This window comes from Nitrobacter sp. 62-13 (assembly GCF_001896955.1).
In the GTDB taxonomy this organism is placed as follows: domain Bacteria; phylum Pseudomonadota; class Alphaproteobacteria; order Rhizobiales; family Xanthobacteraceae; genus Nitrobacter.
In genome coordinates this window covers 4,322-5,478 of sequence record NZ_MKRN01000034.1, presented here as the reverse complement: position 1 = coordinate 5,478, position 1,157 = coordinate 4,322, and the positions used below count along the sequence as shown (strand labels likewise).

1 protein-coding gene and 1 pseudogene are annotated in these 1,157 nt (G+C 66.7%); both read left to right on the top strand.

Annotated features, from left to right (window positions below; all coding sequences use genetic code 11):
* Positions 1-396, top strand: a pseudogene (locus BGN91_RS04475) (P-type conjugative transfer protein TrbL); the annotation flags it as partial.
* Positions 396-1,079, top strand: coding sequence for a conjugal transfer protein TrbF (gene trbF, locus BGN91_RS04470; protein ID WP_292610890.1), 684 nt, complete (start codon positions 396-398; stop codon positions 1,077-1,079). The pseudogene BGN91_RS04475 and the gene trbF, both read left to right, overlap by 1 nt.
* Positions 1,080-1,157: the final 78 nt, after the last annotated feature.

Below are 1,157 nucleotides of genomic sequence, written 5' to 3'. Positions count from 1 at the left end.
GCGGCAACTGCCTACAGCCTTGGTGCTGGCGGGCAATCCGGCGCTGCCGGCCTGGCTTCGGGCCTCGGTGGCGTTGCCCGCGCCGCCGGCAGCGCAACGGTCTCGCCGCTCCGTCGCGCTGCAACCCGCGCTGCCGACAGCATGCGAACCAGCTACGCGCGGGGCGCTCAGTCGGCTTTCGAAGCGACGGGCGGCGCTTCGACCATGGGGAGCGTCGGTGGCAGTGCTGCCGAGGCATCCTCTGCGCCGACGTCTGAGGGTCCGCCGGCCTGGGCCCGCCGCATGAAGCGCTCTCAGCACATGTCGCACGGCGTGATGGCCGCCGCTCACGCGATCCGTAGTGGCGACAGCCATGGCGGCGGCGCCTCCGTCAACCTCTCCCAGCGAGACCAATGATGTTCAAACGGCCATCGACACACTACGGAAAGACCCCCGAACCCGAGACGCCATACCAGCGCGCGGCTCAGGCATGGGACGAGCGGATTGGCTCGGCTCGCGTGCAGGCAAAGAACTGGCGCCTCATGGCGTTCGGCTGCCTGTTCCTGTCCGCTGGATTTGCCGCGGCGCTCGTTTGGCAGTCTGCCCGTGGCACCGTGGTGCCATGGGTGGTTCAGGTCGACAATCTCGGCCAGGCCCAGGCCGTGGCGCCTGCCGTCGCGGACTACCGCCCCACCGATCCGCAGATCGCCTACCACCTTGCGCGCTTCATCGAGCACGTCCGTGGGCTGCCTGCCGATCCCATTGTCGTGCGCCAGAACTGGCTGCGGGCTTATGAATTCACCACCGATCGTGGCGCAGCGGCGTTGAACGACTATGCACGGGCGAACGATCCGTTCACCCGTGTTGGCAGACAGCAGGTCGCAGTCGAGGTGTCCAGCGTAATCCGGGCATCGCCGGACAGCTTCCGCGTCGCCTGGATCGAGCGCCGCTACGAGAACGGCCAACTCGCAGTGACCGAGCGTTGGACCGCCATCCTAACCGTCGTTCTGCAGACTCCGCGCGATGCCGAAAGGCTCCGCGCTAATCCGCTCGGCATCTACGTCAATGCGATCAACTGGTCGCGGGAGATGGGACAATGAGTTCGATGGGCGTCCCGGCCAGACCGGCTTTCAGTAAACCCGTTTCTGTGTGCCTCGTGCTCGCTGCAATGGCATTGG

What these genes read in the sequence shown, in the direction of transcription:
- trbF (WP_292610890.1), top strand. Translation starts at nt 396, where the DNA reads ATGTTCAAACGGCCATCGACACACTACGGAAAGACCCCCGAACCCGAG.